The 12,340-nt window shown below is 73.1% G+C and carries 11 protein-coding genes and 1 pseudogene; 6 read left to right on the top strand and 6 right to left on the bottom strand.

Translation table 11 applies throughout. The annotated features are described in order from the left end of the window. Nucleotides 1-480: 480 nt before the first annotated feature. A pseudogene (locus ACH5A8_RS30355) lies at nt 481-648 on the top strand (IS110 family transposase); the annotation flags it as partial. Nucleotides 649-787: 139 nt separating this feature from the next. Continuing rightward, nucleotides 788-2,020, top strand: coding sequence for a cytochrome P450 (locus tag ACH5A8_RS30350; RefSeq protein WP_399007167.1), 1,233 nt, complete (start codon nt 788-790; stop codon nt 2,018-2,020). A gap of 126 nt (nt 2,021-2,146) precedes the next feature. On the opposite strand, the gene ACH5A8_RS30345 is transcribed toward ACH5A8_RS30350, so the two are convergent. After that, a complete protein-coding gene (locus tag ACH5A8_RS30345) occupies nt 2,147-2,827 on the bottom strand; it encodes a pyridoxamine 5'-phosphate oxidase family protein (protein WP_399007166.1) in 681 nt (226 codons plus the stop codon). Nucleotides 2,828-3,095: 268 nt separating this feature from the next. Between ACH5A8_RS30345 and ACH5A8_RS30340 the strand changes: the two genes are divergently transcribed. From ACH5A8_RS30340 to ACH5A8_RS30330, 3 genes are all read left to right on the top strand, one after another. After that, complete coding sequence (locus ACH5A8_RS30340) at nt 3,096-4,574, top strand: glutamate-cysteine ligase family protein (RefSeq protein WP_399007165.1); 1,479 nt, start codon at nt 3,096-3,098, stop codon at nt 4,572-4,574. Nucleotides 4,575-4,988: 414 nt separating this feature from the next. Beyond that, nucleotides 4,989-5,450 (top strand): NUDIX domain-containing protein, encoded by a 462-nt coding sequence (locus tag ACH5A8_RS30335; RefSeq protein WP_399007236.1) that lies wholly within the window; start codon nt 4,989-4,991, stop codon nt 5,448-5,450. Further along, complete coding sequence (locus ACH5A8_RS30330) at nt 5,447-6,097, top strand: M15 family metallopeptidase (RefSeq protein ID WP_399007164.1); 651 nt, start codon at nt 5,447-5,449, stop codon at nt 6,095-6,097. The genes ACH5A8_RS30335 and ACH5A8_RS30330 overlap by 4 nt, the downstream gene beginning before the upstream one ends. 85 nt (nt 6,098-6,182) lie before the next feature. Here ACH5A8_RS30330 and ACH5A8_RS30325 read toward each other — a convergent pair whose 3' ends face one another. Continuing rightward, the gene (locus tag ACH5A8_RS30325) at nt 6,183-6,728 is read right to left on the bottom strand and encodes a VOC family protein (protein WP_399007163.1); all 546 of its coding nucleotides are present in this window, start codon (nt 6,726-6,728) and stop codon (nt 6,183-6,185) included. 179 nt (nt 6,729-6,907) lie between these two features. Here ACH5A8_RS30325 and ACH5A8_RS30320 point away from each other — a divergent pair, with 179 nt between their 5' ends. Further along, entirely contained in the window at nt 6,908-7,333 is a 426-nt protein-coding gene (locus tag ACH5A8_RS30320; RefSeq protein WP_399007162.1) for a pyridoxamine 5'-phosphate oxidase family protein, read from the top strand. A 423-nt stretch (nt 7,334-7,756) separates the two neighbouring features. On the opposite strand, the gene ACH5A8_RS30315 is transcribed toward ACH5A8_RS30320, so the two are convergent. The 4 genes from ACH5A8_RS30315 to catA all read right to left on the bottom strand — a co-directional run bounded on the left by ACH5A8_RS30315 (nt 7,757) and on the right by catA (nt 12,298). Beyond that, nucleotides 7,757-9,475, bottom strand: coding sequence for a GAF domain-containing protein (locus ACH5A8_RS30315; RefSeq protein ID WP_399007161.1), 1,719 nt, complete (start codon nt 9,473-9,475; stop codon nt 7,757-7,759). Nucleotides 9,476-9,735: 260 nt separating this feature from the next. After that, nucleotides 9,736-10,428, bottom strand: coding sequence for a response regulator (locus tag ACH5A8_RS30310; protein ID WP_399007160.1), 693 nt, complete (start codon nt 10,426-10,428; stop codon nt 9,736-9,738). A gap of 123 nt (nt 10,429-10,551) precedes the next feature. After that, nucleotides 10,552-11,058 carry a hypothetical protein gene (locus ACH5A8_RS30305; RefSeq protein ID WP_399007159.1) on the bottom strand — a complete coding sequence of 169 codons (507 nt, stop codon included), beginning with the start codon at nt 11,056-11,058 and terminating at the stop codon, nt 10,552-10,554. Nucleotides 11,059-11,629: 571 nt separating this feature from the next. Beyond that, entirely contained in the window at nt 11,630-12,298 is a 669-nt protein-coding gene (catA, locus tag ACH5A8_RS30300; RefSeq protein ID WP_399007158.1) for a type A chloramphenicol O-acetyltransferase, read from the bottom strand. Nucleotides 12,299-12,340 lie beyond the last annotated feature (42 nt).

Here is a 12,340-nt window from a genome sequence, read left to right as displayed (position 1 = left end):
AGGCCGTCGCCGGTTCGATCGTGCTGGCCACCGACGCATCGGTCGGCCCGGACCGGGTCGCCTCCGGCTACCTGGCCACCACCGGCCACACCGGACTGCGCGCCCACCTCTACCCCAAGTACCTCGCGCACCCCCACGCCCGCGTGGTCGTCGCCGAACTGCGCGCCGTGTACTGGGGACTCAGGACGGTCCTGGGCGCCCACCCCGGCCGGCCGGTCGGGGTCCGCGTGGACAACCTCCAAGCGCTGCAACACCTGCATCACTGGCAGCGGGGCGGTGCGGACATGCCCGACGGATACGACACCCACCTGCGCTCCCAGGGCCGCAAGCCCAGCCTGATGAAGCTGCAGATGCTCGCCGAGTACACCCCGCACCTGACCTTCGTCCACGAGAAGGCCCACGTCGGCCACCCCCTCAACGAGACCGCCGACTCCCTGGCCAAGCTCGGCCTGCGCTGTGTGCGCGGCACCGTCCCGCGCTCCGAACTCCCGCGCCTGGTACCGCTCTGGGCGACTGGAGCCCTCACCGACTACCGCCGCTCCCTGCGCCCTCCTCCGCCTCGCCCGCCACCGCATCAGCGTCCTCTTCGCCATGCTCCGCGACGGAACCCTCTACGAACCACGCCTCCCCAAAGCGGTCACCGCATGACCAGCTCGGGCTTGACGAAAATCCAGAGGCCCCCCGCGGCCGGCGGCACATCGGCCGGTTCCCGCCCCCGCGAGCCGATTGCCACGGAGGTACGGCGGGGTAGACATGCTGGGGCCATCCGCTGAAGGAGGCCGCACTCGTGACCGAGCAGCCGACGTACGTCCTCGATCCCACCGGCTCCGACCACCACGCCGAACACCGGGAACTGCGCGCCCGCGGCCCGGCCACCCGAGTGGACATCCTCGGCGTGACCGCCTGGGCCGTCACCGAACCCACCCTGCTGAAACGCTTGTTGACCAGCGCGGACGTCTCCAAGGACGCCGCCGCGCACTGGCCGGCCTTCGCCGGGACCATCACCACCTGGCCGCTCGCCCTGTGGGTGACGGCCAGGAACATGTTCACGGCCTACGGCACCGACCACCGCAGGCTGCGCCGCATGATCGCTCCCGCCTTCGGCATCCGTCGCGTGGAGGCGATGCGTCCCGTCGTGGAGGCGACGGTGACGGCGATCCTCGACCGTCTCGACTCCCTGCCCGCCGGGGAGCCGGTCGACCTGCGGGAACACCTGGCCTACCCACTGCCGATCGCCGTCATCGGCGGACTGATGGGCATGCCCGACGACCAGCGGCAGGACTTCCGCGCGCTCGTCGACGGCGTCTTCACCACCACGCTCACCGCCGAGGAGGCGGAGGCCAACACCGCCGCTCTCTACGAGGCGCTGGACCGGCTCGTGACCGCTAAACGCCGCACGCCCGGCGACGACATGACGAGTCTGCTCATCGCCGCCCGCGACGACGAGGGCGACGGCAGCACCCTGTCCGACACCGAACTGCGCGACACCCTGCTGCTGATGATCAGCGCCGGGTACGAGACCACCGTCAACGTCATCGACCAGGCCGTCACGGCTCTGCTCACCGACCCCGAACAGCTGGCCCACCTCCGCGCGGGCCGTGTGAACTGGTCGGACGTCGTGGAGGAGACGCTGCGGCACGAACCCGCCGTCAAGCACCTCCCGCTGCGCTACGCCCTCGTGGACATCCCGCTGCCCGACGGGCGGACCATCGCCCGCGGCGAGGCGATCCTGGCGTCCTACGCCGCCGCCAACCGGCACCCTGAGTGGCACGGGCCGAACGCGGACGTCTTCGACGCGACCAGGGCGGTGAAGGACCACCTCGCCTTCGGCCACGGCGTGCACTTCTGCCTCGGCGCGCCGCTCGCCCGCATCGAGGTGGCCACCGCCCTCCGGCTGCTCTTCGACCGCTTCCCGGAGATCGAACTCACGGTCCCGGCGAAGGACTTGCCGCCCTGTCCGTCCCTCATCAGCAACGGCCACCGGACCCTCCCCGTACGCCTCCGGCCCACGGTCGGCTGACCGGCGCCGACCCGACCGGCCACGCCGAACCCGACCTGACCGGCTCGGACCGGCCGGTTCCGGCCGGCTTCGTCAGGTGGCCGGTTCCGGCCGGGGCCGACCGGCCACGGCCGGCCCCGGCCCGGGTCAGTTGGCGCGGCAGCCGACCCGCTTCGTCAGGTGGCCGGGCGCTTCGACGCCCTCGGGCAGGAGCGGGTCGCTCTCCAGCTCGCCCCACGTCGTCCGCAAAGGCAGGACGCCCGCCCACAGACCCAGCCGGGCGTCCTCGCTGTCGCCGTCGTCCGGAGCACCAGTGCGGATCTTGACGGACGCCTCGTCCAGCGAGAGGGCGAGCAGGGCCGTGGCGGCGAGTTCCCTGGCGTCGGGACGACGGGCGTAGTCCCATTGACCGGGCGCGGCCTGCTCGGTCAGGCGCCGCAGGCCGGCGAGCTTCTCCTCCGGGTCCGTGACCGGGCGGGGCGTGCCGAAGATCATGGCGCTGCGGTAGTTGACCCCGTGCTCGAAGACCGAGCGGGCCAGGACGAGGCCGTCGACGTGGGTGACCGTGACGCAGACCGTGGCGGTCGGCGACGCGACCAGGCTGCGGCTGGCGACCGAACCGTGGAAGTACAGGGTGTCGCCGTCGGAGCCGTAGACGGTGGGCACCACCAGCTGGTTCCCGTCGACGGTGACGCCCAGGTGGCAGACGAAGCCGGCGGCGAGGATCGCGTCGAGCCGGTCGCGGTCGAGGCTGCCCTGCCGGCGCAGCCGGCGGTGGCGCGTCCGCTCGGTGACGGTCAGCCGTCGTTCCCGGGAGCCGGAGTCCATGGGCGTCGCCTCTCTGGGATACGGCCGGGAACGGGAAGCACCCGACGCGCGACGATGAGGGAACCCTACTGATTCCATCCGCCAAGTGCCATGGATTCCGCGCAATTCGTCGCCCAGGGGCTCTTCGGCGACGAATTCACTTTCTCGATCGGGGTTCCGGTGACCGGGCCGTGCGCCCGGGCCTCTCCCCCGTCGCGTGGTCGAGATCGCCCGGTGGTGCGACGCTGAGGTGTGGAGGATGTCCGCGCGAGGCAACCTGGGAGGCCCGATGGGACGGGACGTCCCGGCGCTGGTGTTCACCCGTGAGGACCGCCGCCGCTACCGGATCAAGATGCAGGAGTGCCTCGACGCCTTGGCGCAGATGCTGCGCGACGCACGGTTCGAGTCCGAGCGGCCCCAGGTCGGACTCGAGATCGAACTGAACCTGGTCGACGACCGGGCGGAACCGACGATGCGCAACAACGACGTCCTGGAGGCGATCGCGGACCCCGCCTGGTCCACGGAACTGGGCCGGTTCAACCTGGAGACCAACATCCCGCCGCGCCGGCTGACGGCCGGCGGCCCCGACGCCTGGGAGTCCGAGATCCGCGCCGCGCTCAACCACGCGGACCGGCGGGCCAGGTCGGTCGGCGCGCATCTGATCATGATCGGCATCCTGCCGACGCTGCGGCAGGAGGACGTCGGCCACGCGGCGCTCTCGGAGAACCCGCGCTACCGGCTGCTCAACGACCAGGTCTTCGCCGCGCGCGGGGAGGACCTGCGCATCGAGGTGGACGGCGTGGACCGGCTGCGGACGTACGCGGACACGATCACCCCGGAGGCCGCGTGCACCAGCACGCAGTTCCATCTCCAGGTGTCCCCGGAGGAGTTCGCCGGTTACTGGAACGCGGCCCAGGCGGTGGCCGGGGTGCAGGTCGCGCTGGCGGCCAACTCGCCGTTCCTGTTCGGCAAGGAGCTGTGGCACGAGACGCGCATCCCACTGTTCGAACAGGCCACCGACACCCGCCCGCAGGAGATCAAGGTGCAGGGGGTGCGGCCCCGGGTGTGGTTCGGGGAGCGGTGGATCAACAGCGTCTTCGACCTCTTCGAGGAGAACCTGCGCTACTTTCCGGCCCTCCTCCCGCTCTGCGACGACCAGGACCCCGGGGAGACCCTGGACCGCGGCGACGTCCCGGAGCTGGGCGAGCTGACCCTGCACAACGGCACCATCTACCGCTGGAACCGCCCGGTCTACGCCATCGCCCAGGACAAGCCGCACCTGAGGGTGGAGAACCGGGTGCTGCCCGCCGGCCCGACCGTCGCCGACACCCTCGCCAACGGGGCCTTCTACTACGGGATCATCCGGGCCCTGGTGGAGGAGGACCGGCCGGTGTGGTCGCGGATGTCCTTCTCGGCCGCCGAGGACAACCTGCACACGGCGGCACGGCACGGCATCGAGGGACGGCTGTACTGGCCCGGGATGGGCGAGGTGCCGGTGCCCGAACTCGTCCTGCGGCGGCTGCTGCCGATGGCACACCGGGGGCTGGAGCTGTCCGGCATGGACGACGCCTGGCGGGAACCGCTGCTCGGCGTGATCGAGCAGCGGTGCGTCACCGGCCGCAACGGAGCGGTCTGGCAGAAGGAGATGTTCCACCGGCTGGAAGCCTCCGCCCGCTGCGGCCGCCACGAGTCGTTGCGCCGGATGACGGAGCAGTACATCGAGTACATGCACCTCAACGCCCCCGTCCACACCTGGCCGATCGACTGACGCCCGGCCACCGCGTGACGCGGCCTTTCGCCGGGGTGCCGGCGTGCGCCGCCGCGGGTCTCCGGGCGGCGCGGGCCGGGCACGGCGCGGACCCGGACGCGGACGAACTCATGAGCCGCGAGGCCGCTCGCCTCCTCCGCCGGCCGGACTCGCCGCGTTCCGCCCGCCGGAAGCCGTGACGGACCGGGGCGGCATCCGTTGTTCCTCATGCCTGTTGCCTGTTGTCTGCCGCACCTGCGCGCCGCGAAGCAGCTCTCGCCCGCCGCGCCTGCGCGGTGCGAACGAGCCGGAGGGGATGGTGAAGCCGTGGCGGCGGTCGGTGATCCGGTGCCGGTGCCCGGTGCGGAAGCCGCCCGGCGCACGTCTGTGGGCGGCCGTGTCTGGCTGCCGCCCGAGGAGTACGCCGAGACCCTGATGAAGGCGACCGGCTTCGCCTGCGTGTTGTTCACCGACGAGCGGGACCGGCCCGTCCAGCTCCGCTCCGTCTACGGTGCGACGCACCCGTGGCACCTGCCGGGCGGCACCATGGACCCCGGGGAGCGTCCGTGGCAGACGGCCGTCAGGGAGTGCCGGGAGGAGACCGGGATCACCGTGGAGGGCCCGCCGCGCCTGCTCGCGGCGGTCTTCGGGCTGCCCGGCGAGGAGTGGCCGTACAGCACGATGGGCATGGTCTTCGACGGCGGTCGGCTCACCGGGGCCCGGATCCGCGGCATCGTCCTGGACCCCGAGGAACACGACGAGGTGCGAGTCCTGTCCCTGCCCCGGTGGCGGCCGCTGATGCCGCCACGGGACTTCGAGCGGCTGACCGCGGTGATGGAGGCCCGCCGCACGGGTGTGGCCGCCTACTTCGACACCTGGGACTGGGAGCGGGAATGAGCGTCGTACTGATGTCCGATCCACGGGTGGCGGCGATACCGGTACGGGAGTGCGGCGAGCGGCTGGTCGACGTCCGGGCGCACGGCGCGATCCGCGTCGACGCCCGCAGGCGGGACGCGGACGGCTCCTTCGCCCATCTGCGCCAGGGCCTCCTCGACCGGCTCTCGCACGCCCAGTCCCGACTCCCCCCGGGAGTGGCCCTGTTGTTCGTCGAGGGCTACCGGCCGCCCGTCCTGCAACGGCGGTACTTCGAGGAGTACGCCGCCGAGCTCGGCCGCAGCCGGCCCGACTGGTCCCCGGAGCGTGTTCTCACCGCGGCCGGCCGCTATGTCTCGCCGCCGGAGATCGCCCCGCACAGCGCGGGAGCGGCCGTCGACCTGACCCTCGTGGACGAGCGGGGCCGCGAGCTGGACATGGGCACCCGGTTGAACGCCACGCCGGAGGAGAGCGACGGCGCCTGCTACACCGACGCCCTGGACATCAGCCCGGCGGCCAGGGCCAACCGCCGACTCCTCGCCGACGCCCTGTCCGAGGCCGGCCTGGTCAACTACGGCACGGAATGGTGGCACTGGAGCTGGGGCGACCGCTACTGGGCCCTGCAGACCGACCGGCCCGAGGCCCTGTACGGCCCCGCCGAACTGCCGTAGCGCCGTGGCCCGGTCCGCCTCTTCCGGCGGGGAGGCGTCGGCGGGACGGGCGAGTGCCGGGTCCGGAGGGAAGCCCCCCGTCCGGTCAGGGGCGCCGGCGGCGGTGCGGGGTGCGGTTCTCGTAGGGCTGGGGGTCGGGGTAGGTGATGAGTTCCAGGGTGCTGCCCCACGGGGTGTGCGTGTAGGCCATGCGGTTGCGCGGGCCCGCCTCCGGGCCGGGCAGCGGGCAGGGCTCGGACAGGGCGCGTCCGCCCGCCTCCTCCACCCGCGCGACGGCGTCGTCGAGATCGTCGACGTAGACGGCCAGGTGCTGCCAGCCGAGGTCGCACGGGAGTGCCGGTGGCCGCCGGCCGGGAGCGTCGAACTCGAAGAGTTCGAGGCCGGGACCGTGCGGCAGGGCGAGCATCCGGATCGCCCGCTGGACGCTGCCCGGCGGCACCCCGAGCCGCCGTTCCATCGCCGGCCCGCTGTTCGGCCCGTCCGCCCGGCGCAGCGTGTCGTAGAGCACCTCGGCGCCCAGGGCGCGGACGAAGAAGTCGGTGGCGGCCTCGATGTCGGGGACGGTGACGCCGACGTGGTCGATCCCGCGTACGGGGGACCGCTCGGGGGCGGGGTCACGGCCGTCGTGCATTCCCCCACCGTCGCACCCGCCGCCCGGTCCCGCACACGGACCACCCACCCGCCGTGCCCGAAGAAGATCGTCCCGATCCCGGGACCGGCCGTCCCGAGGCGGCGGGGCCTGTCGCCCCGCGCGGGAACGGGGGCCGATCGGCCCTAACGATCGGCCCGGGGTGTGGGGACGATGGGGGGATGCTGAAGAACGACGGCTTTCGCTCGATGGACCGACGGGAGTGCCTGCGTCTGCTGGCCGAGGTGCCGGTGGGCCGCGTGGTGTACACCAGGCAGGCGCTGCCCGCCGTGCTGCCGGTGAACTTCGCCCTGGCCCCGGACTCGTCCGTGCTGGTGCGCACCTCGGCCGGTTCCGACCTCGTGCGTGCCGTCGACGGTGTCGTGGTCGCCTTCGAGGCGGACCGGTTCGACGCCGGGAGCCGGTCCGGCTGGAGCGTGGTCGTCACCGGGCGGGCCCTCGTCGTCACCGATCCGGCCGAGCACGAACATCTGCTGCGGACGGGCCCCCACTCGTGGCTGCCCATCCAGGACGACGTCTTCATCAGGATCGAGGCCGCGATGGTCACCGGCCGCGAACTCACGGACCTGCGCACCACCGCGGGCTGACCGCCCCTGAGGCACACCCGGAGGCACACCCCGGACACACCGCCACCGGCACCACTGACGCCGGTGGCGGTGTCCGTGCGTGTACCGACGACCGACCGGGCCCCGCCCGGTGTGCCGGGGCCACCGGACGGGGGCCTCGGCCGCCGGTGCGGACCGCCGGGGTCAGCCGGTCCGCCGCTCCGCTCCGCGCGCCGCGTCCGGCCGGCCGGATCCGGTCACGGGACCGGTGACGGCGACGGAGGCGCGGGGCGTGGCGACAGCGCCGGCCGGCCGCCGACCCACAGGACGGCGCCGGTGACGTGCGGGAACCGCACCAGCTGCCACAGGTCCTGACCCGCTTCCGGCCCCACTGGAGCAACCTGCTGTGACACGGCGGCGGCAGGGGCCTTGAGGTGAGCGCTCCGGCGGTGTGCGGCGGCCCGCTCACCGCTCCCTCAGCGGCACCCGCCACACCAGGGCGGTGCCCCCGCCCGGCGGGACGGCCCGCTCCAGGTCACCGCCGAGCTGCCGGGCGCGTTCGGCCATGTTGGCGAGTCCGCTGCGGCGGCCCTCCTCGGGGATGCCCACGCCGTCGTCGGTCACGGCGAGGCGTACCGTCCTGCCGTCCGTCTCCAGCACCACCTCGACACGGCGGGCGTGCGCGTGCCGGGCCACGTTCGTCAGGGCCTCGGACAGCACCGCGACCACGTGGTCGGCGGTCTCCCTGCCCACGTGGGTGTCGAGCAGGCCCTCCATGCGCAGGCTCGGGGCGAAACCCAGCGCGGGCGCCACCTCGCCGACCACACGCACCACCCGGGCCCGCAGACCGGGAGCCGCGTCACCGTCCCGGGCGCGCAGTCCGAAGATCGTGGAGCGGATGATCTTGATGGTCTCGTCCAGGTCGTCCACGGCCCGCAGCACGCGTTCCTTCGCGCCCGCGTGGTCGACGAACCGGCCCGCGCTCTGCAAGGTCATCCCGGTGGCGAACAGCCGCTGGATGGCCAGGTCGTGCAGGTCACGGGCGATCCGGTCCCGGTCCTCGAGCAACGCGATCTGCTCGGCGTCCTGACGCCGCTCGGCCAGCTCCATCGCCAGCGCCGCCTGCCCCGCGAAGCTCTTCAGCGGCTCGACCTCCTTGTCGGAGAAGTCGCCGGCGCCGGTCACCCGGGCGAGCAGCACCACGCCGCGTATGTGGTCGCCGGCGCCGATGGGGACGGCCACGGCGGGGCCCAGACCGGTGAAGCGGGGCGGGCCGGCCGAGACACGTTCGTCGTGCTCGACGTCCGGGCTGCACACGGGCGCGCCCTCGGCGAACGCCTCGCCCGTCAGGGTGCCCTCCACGGACAGCACGAGCCCTCGGTGCACCTCGGCCTGCTGTCCGATGGCCACTTCCACGGTGAGGGTGTCGGTGTCCTTCACCGGCGTGGACATCGCGGCGAGGGCCGAGCCGGTGATCTCCCGGGCGCGTTCGGCGATCAGCGCCAGGACCTCCGCCTGGGCGGCGCCGGACATCAGACTGCGGGTGATCTCCGCGTTGGCCCGCAGCCAGCGCTCACGCAGCCGGGACTCCTCGTACAGCCGCGCGTTGTCGATCGCCACACCCGCGGCCACCGCCAACGTCGACAGGACCGACTCGTCCTCGTCGTCGAACTCCGCACCACCACGTTTCTCCGTGAGATACAGGTTCCCGAACACCTGGCCCCGCACCCGGATCGGCACACCCAGAAACGTGTTCATCGGCGGATGGTGCGCCGGGAAACCGTACGACGCCGGGTGCTCCGACAGCTTCGCCAGCCGCAACGGCTCCGGATGCCGGATCAACTCCCCCAGGATCCCGTGCCCTTCCGGGTACGGACCGATCTCGGCGATCCGCTCCTCGCTCACGCCGATGGTGTGGAACGCCGACAGGCGCGTGCCGTCGGGTCCGATCACTCCCAGCGCCGCGTACCGGGCGTCCACGAGTGTCGCCGCCGCCTCGACGATGCTGTGCAGCACCTGTTCGAGGTCGAGCTCCCGGCCGACGGAGAGCACCGCCTCCAGCAGACTGTGCACCCGGTCCCGGGTGCCACGCGCTGCGTCGAGGCGGGCCTGGAGTTCCTCCAGCAACTCGTCCAGCCGCAGCTGTGGCAGGCGGACGCGGGCGGCTTCCCCGGACCTTCCCACCGCTGTTCCTCCATGCCCACGACGTGCCGAGAACCGGACCGCTCACGGGTCACACTAGTGGCTGCCGCCCGGCAACGGCATGGCGAACGGGGACCGCGCACCAGCGGGATCGGCGGGTGCGCGCGGCACCGGGCGGGGCGGGTTGCCGAGGGGCCGGGGCCGTGGGCAGGGCCGGGCCCATGGGCAGGGCCGTGGGTCTGTCGGCTCAGGCCCGGTGGCCCCCCGGCAGGTCTGGGATTCGTCAGCGGGACCGGGGTTGGTCAGCGGCTGTCGCCGCGCAGGCGGTCCTTGGCCTGGGTGGCGATCACGGCGGCCTGGATACGGCGCTCCACGCCGAGCTTGGCGAGCAGCCGGGAGATGTGGTTCTTGACCGTCTTCTCGGCGAGGTAGAGCCGCCGGCCGATCTGCCGGTTGGTGAGGCCCTCACCGATCAGGGCCAGGATCTCCCGCTCCCGGTCGGTCAGGCCGGGCAGTTCGTCCGGCTGCTCCTCCCGCTGCTGTCCGCCGCGCAACCGGGCCATCAGCTTGGTGGTGGCGCTCGGGTCCAGCAGCGACTGGCCGCGGGCCACGGTGCGCACCGCCGACACCAGGTCCGAGCCCTGGATCTGCTTCAGCACGTATCCGGAGGCGCCCGCCATGATCGCGTCCAGCAGCGCTTCCTCGTCGTCGAACGAGGTCAGCATGAGACAGGCCAGCTCCGGCAGGCGGGAGCGCAGCTCGCGGCACACGGTCACGCCGTCGCCGTCCGGCAGCCGCACATCGAGCACCGCGACGTCCGGACGCAGGGCGGGGACGCGCACCAGTGCCTGTTCGACGGTGCCGGCCTCGCCGATCACCTCGATGTCCGCCTCGTCGTTCAGCAGGTCGTGCACCCCACGGCGCACCACCTCGTGGTCGTCGAGGAGGAAGACCCTGATCGGGGTGTCGGGGCCTGCCTGCTCGCGGTCCGCCATCGGTCACTCCTCGTGATGTTCCTCTGTCTCCTCGGCCATCCTTCCCCGAACCGGGGCCGGAGGGCCAGGGCCGATCGGCCCTGTTCCTCCCCGCGCGCCCGCCCGCGTCCCGTGTGCCTCAGCTCAGCCGCGGCGGGTGTCCGCTCCCGGCGGTCCGACGGTGGCCAGCAGGGTCGCGCCCACTCCGGTCAGGAGGGCGCCCAGGCCGGTGACCAGCGTGGTCAGGTGCCACGCCTGGTAGGCGGAGAGCAGCGAGGCGCGCAGTGTCTCGCCCATGAAGGCCGTCTGCCGCAACTCGGCGAGTTCCTCGTCGTCACCCGTGGCGTGCAGTTCCTCGGTGATCTCGGCGTAGGTCCGGCCGCCGGTGGCCCGGGCGACATGGTCCTTGATCAGCGCGGCGTAGGCGTGGGCGTGCGGTCCGGTCTCCACCCGCTCTCCGGCGAGACGGGCGAGGTGGGCGGGCAGTCCGCGGGCGGGGAACGCGATCCTCTGCGCGGCCAGTTCCGTACGGATCTCCTTGCGGCCGCTGCGACCGCGCAGGACCATCACGGGTCCGGCGGCGAGCAGGGCCGCGCCGACCGCGCCGGTGAGGGCGGCGGTCCGGCGGGCTCGGCGGTGGGCGCCATGCATAGACGTGCCTTCCTTCGTTCGTCGTGGGGTGGGTGGCTGCGCGGGCCCCGCGGCCGTCCGAGGGCGCGTGCCCATGGTCCGCGAATTCGGCGGGGTCCGCGACCAGGGCGCGGTCGACGGTGGCTCAGCCACGGCCGCCAGGCCTCCGGGCCCCGCCGGAGGTACGCGACCGAGAAGGACGGGGTTCGCGTCGCGGCGGCACGGGCGGTGCACGGCCGTTCGCGTCGCGGCGGCACGGGCGGTGCACGGCCGTTCGCGTCGAGCGGCACGAGGGTCGCGCGGCTCGCCGCCCTGTCGCCGAGAGTCCGGTTCCGGGCGGTGCCGACGGGGAGCACGCCGTGTCCGCCGCTGCCTGGACGCGAGAAGACGGGACCAGCCGCCGGGCGCGACCGTCACGGAGGACTGCCGGTCGGTCCGGGCCGGCGTCTCCCCGCCCGGCTCCGTCGGCGCCTGGGCTCGAGGTCCCGCGCCCACGGCCGCGCGGCCCTCGACCACGGGCACGGCACGGGAATCGACGGCGGCCGGGAAAGGAGAACTCCGGAACCTCTCAACTCCGGCCCCGTCACCGGGCCTACGGCTTCGGGCCCTCTTCCAGCCAGGTCGGGTCCCCGAGAAGTGCCTGGAGCTCGTTGACGAGCCGCGCCGAGTGGAACCCGTCCGCTGCCGCGTGGTGCACCTGTACGGCGAGGGGGAGGAGCACCCGGCCGTCCCGCTCGGCGTACCGGCCGAGCGTGAAGATCGGCGCCAGGTGTTCCCAGCCGTCGTCGATGTCGAGGTGGAACCCGGTGAAGGACGTCCACGGCAGGCTCGACACGTCGAACCGGTTGTCCGGCGGCGCCCCCTGCGGGAAGAACTCGGTGGCACGGCCGTGCTCAGCGAGCAGCGGGGCGGCCACGTCGTGGAACGCGCCGAAGTCGGGATCGTAGGGGGCCCAGACGCACGCGAACGTCTCGCGTTCCGGGTTGAACACCGTGAAGGCCGGGTGCACGACGGGCCAGACGGCCGGGTCGCCCGACTCCGTGAGGCACATCCTGAACTCGTCGTGCCGGTTGACGACCGTGGCGAGCGCCCAGACCTGCGCGATGTAGGACTTGCGTCGCGACGGACGCAGCGCCTCGGTGAACGCCGTGACGTCGAGCTCCACCGTGATCGAGTACGCGCAGGGGACGAGGCGGCGGTAGTGCTCGAAGTGCTGTCGGCGCGGCCACGTGTCGACGTCGATCGGGATGGGGGCGTCCATCCGCTCATCATGCCAGCCGCCGCGACGCGACCCGCCCCGAAC

Source organism: Streptomyces sp. NPDC018610 (genome assembly GCF_044391765.1).
Classification (GTDB): domain Bacteria; phylum Actinomycetota; class Actinomycetes; order Streptomycetales; family Streptomycetaceae; genus Streptomyces.
Note: the sequence above shows the minus strand (reverse complement) of the source record. Positions and strands in the feature narration are given on the sequence as shown.